The organism is Peribacillus sp. P4_D6, from assembly GCF_056401795.1.
In genome coordinates this window covers 1-2,994 of sequence record NZ_JBFUIQ010000249.1, presented here as the reverse complement: position 1 = coordinate 2,994, position 2,994 = coordinate 1, and the positions used below count along the sequence as shown (strand labels likewise).

The following is a 2,994-nucleotide window of genomic DNA, read 5'->3' as shown; positions in this document are numbered from 1 at the left end:
GAGCTATTAAGAAACGTGGCATCAATCCCATTTTGTTCGAGGGCATCTACTTGGTCCTTCATCAAGGAAATTAGTGGGGATATAACGAGTGTTACACCTGGTAACAGAAGGGCAGGAATTTGGTAACATATTGATTTACCTCCGCCGGTAGGCATGATTCCCGCTGTGTTTATTCCTCCCAACACCTGTTCGATAATCTGTTCCTGACCTTTTCGGAATGACTCATAACCAAAGTATTCTTGTAAATATTCACGTGCTTTTTCCATCAATTTACTATTCCTCCTATTTAACTTCTAAGGATTTATAAGGATCTATTTCTTCTATTGTACCTGCTTTTCCCGACAACCTAAAGGACAAAAAAGCAGACACAATATGTCTGTGTCTGCTTTTTTAATATATAAACATGTTTTGCATGGCTAAATTAATTCAGGATTTTCACTTTAACGTTTTTAACGCCCCAATTCACGGCATCCTGTTCGTTTGGAACAAATATGTCCACTCTATTCCCTTTGATGGCACTGCCTGTATCGGCTGCCGTTGCATAGCCATAACCTTCAACATAAACCTTTGATCCTAGCGGAATGACTGATGGGTCCACAGCAATCACCTTTGCATCAGGATTAGCTTTCAAGTCCACCCCTGTTGCTGTTGTTCCGCTGCAGCCTTGACAATCAGCCGTATAGGCGGTTGCACTAACAGTAATCTCTCTTCCAGATTCGGCTTGATCTTGGGATTCATTGTTTGAATCTGCTGGTTCCGATTGTTCAACCGGCTTTGTTTGTTCTGCTGGTTTAGATTGTTCAGCTGGCTTAGTTTGTTCAGCTGGTTCGGATTGCTCTGCTTGTGCAGCTTGCCCTGATTTCTGTGCAGGCCCTACACTTGCAGCTTCAACTTTGTTAGCTGCCGGTTTAATGACAATTTCTTGACCAGGATGGATTGTATCTGAACTTAAACCGTTCCAAGATTTAATATCATTTACCCCTACATCATATTTGTGTGCAATTCCCGATAATGTGTCCCCTGACTTTACTTTATAATGCTCTTCTTGAGAAATATGTATGGTTTCTCCGGCATAAATCGCGTCTGAAGACAAATCGTTCCAAGACTTAATATCTTCTACTGATACTTTATATGTTTGAGATATCCCCCATAATGTGTCTCCATCTTTCACTTTGACATCTTCTGCTTGTACCGGAATTGTGAATGCACCGGATATAGCAGCCGCTGCCGCTAACGATAAGATTGATTTTTTCATATGTTGTTACCTCCTTGTGAGCTGCTTTATAAGCTACGAGTTAAATCTTAACATAGTTTTTTTCTATACAAAGAACAAACAGATAAAGAATAGATGACAAACATCACAGTAAGATAACGGGACTATAACAAGATTTTATAATATTCTGAAAAAATATCATTTTCCATTTAATTCCCTTTCCAGGCCACAGCAGTCATATTATGCATTATAGAGGCATAAAAATTAGAGGCTATATCTTTACAAAGGAGGTATTTTTTTTGACTCGCGAAAAGACTTTTACCCTAGTTAAGTCATATAAACCTTTCCATAGTAAATTCGATCCGTGTCCGCCTATTGGGAGAAAGTATTACAGGACACCTCCTAATTTGTATATTAATTTTCAACCGCCCAATATGGAGCAGTTCACTCCGGAAGAAGCTTTGAAATACGGTACACTTTGGAAATTCTTTTATGATTTTTATGATAATCCATATCGGGAAAGGGAGACGTAAATGAATAAGAAACTGGATGATGAATATTATCAGTTGCTTGAACAAATACAGGCTGCCGATTTCGTACTTGTCGAGTTGACTCTTTATTTGGATACACATCCTAACGACCAGCAGGCTTTACAGCAATTCAATCAATTTCATGAATACTCCCAACAACTGAAATCGGTTTTTGAGCCTAAATATGGTCCATTATTGGGATTTGGGAACAGTCCAGGCGGTGAAAATAAATGGGAATGGGGCCAAGGCCCTTGGCCATGGCAGGTATAAGGAGAGATGAGCTATGTGGGTTTATGAAAAGAAGCTGCAATATCCAGTTAAAGTAAGAGACTGTAATCCCCGATTGGCTAAATATTTAATAGAACAATATGGTGGTGCTGATGGTGAGTTGGCAGCAGCACTCCGTTACTTAAATCAACGATATACAATTCCGGATAAAGTCATTGGCCTGCTTACGGATATCGGAACGGAAGAATTTGCCCATCTCGAAATGATCGCCACGATGATCTATAAGCTTACAAAAGATGCCACACCTCAGCAGATGGCAGCCGCCGGGCTAGGGGACCATTATGCCAATCATGATAGCGCCCTTTTCTATCATGACGCAGCAGGAAATCCATTTACTGCCACATATATCCAAGCCAAAGGCGATCCGATTGCAGATTTATATGAAGACATCGCCGCTGAAGAGAAGGCCAGAGCAACCTACCAGTGGTTAATTGACATCTCGGATGATCCTGATATCAATGATTCACTCAGGTTTTTACGCGAGAGGGAAATTATCCATTCGATGAGGTTCAGGGAAGCTGTGGAGATTTTAAAAGAAGAAAAAGGTAAAAAGAAGTTCTTTTAATGAAATTCATAATAAAAAAGCAGCGGATAAATCCGCTGCCTTTTTCATTTACGGTCTGAAGAATATGTCCATCCATCTTCCTGGTAAATCTTTTCTTCTTTCATCAGTTTGCCGAGAGCACGCTTGAACGCTCCCTTGCTCAAACCGAAGTGAAACTTGATATCATCTGGTGGCGTTTTGTCACCATAAGGCATTGCACCGCCGCGATTCATTAAATAAGTGAAAATGACATCAGCATCTTCCCCCATTAAATCTTGTTTAAAGGGGATTAAAGAAACGTTAAGCGTTCCATCTTCTTTACTATCAATGACACGCCCTTCAACTAATTCACGGGATTAAAGAAACGTTAAGCGTTCCATCTTCTTTACTATCAATGACACGCCCTTCAACTAATTCAC

General features: G+C 40.2%; 5 protein-coding genes and 1 pseudogene. 3 read left to right on the top strand and 3 right to left on the bottom strand.

Annotated features, from left to right (window positions below; genetic code table 11):
- Nucleotides 1–266: DEAD/DEAH box helicase (locus AC1DVB_RS26285; RefSeq protein WP_477591727.1), on the bottom strand; the 266-nt coding region annotated here is incomplete at its 3' end.
- Nucleotides 267–421: 155 nt separating this feature from the next.
- Nucleotides 422–1,255 (bottom strand): 3D domain-containing protein, encoded by an 834-nt coding sequence (locus AC1DVB_RS26280; RefSeq protein WP_477591725.1) that lies wholly within the window; start codon nucleotides 1,253–1,255, stop codon nucleotides 422–424.
- A 257-nt stretch (nucleotides 1,256–1,512) separates the two neighbouring features.
- Between AC1DVB_RS26280 and AC1DVB_RS26275 the strand changes: the two genes are divergently transcribed.
- From AC1DVB_RS26275 to cotJC, 3 genes are read left to right on the top strand one after another with little or no spacing between them, the layout of a single operon-like run.
- Entirely contained in the window at nucleotides 1,513–1,746 is a 234-nt protein-coding gene (locus AC1DVB_RS26275; protein ID WP_048679115.1) for a spore coat associated protein CotJA, read from the top strand.
- The gene (locus AC1DVB_RS26270) at nucleotides 1,747–2,013 is read left to right on the top strand and encodes a spore coat protein CotJB (protein ID WP_034307303.1); all 267 of its coding nucleotides are present in this window, start codon (nucleotides 1,747–1,749) and stop codon (nucleotides 2,011–2,013) included.
- A gap of 13 nt (nucleotides 2,014–2,026) precedes the next feature.
- Nucleotides 2,027–2,596, top strand: a complete 570-nt coding sequence (gene cotJC / locus AC1DVB_RS26265; protein ID WP_034307306.1) for a spore coat protein CotJC — start codon at nucleotides 2,027–2,029, stop codon at nucleotides 2,594–2,596.
- 44 nt (nucleotides 2,597–2,640) lie between these two features.
- On the opposite strand, the pseudogene AC1DVB_RS26260 reads toward cotJC, so the two are convergent.
- Nucleotides 2,641–2,925 (bottom strand): annotated as a pseudogene (locus tag AC1DVB_RS26260) (hypothetical protein); the annotation flags it as partial.
- Between the last annotated feature and the right edge of the window lie 69 nt (nucleotides 2,926–2,994).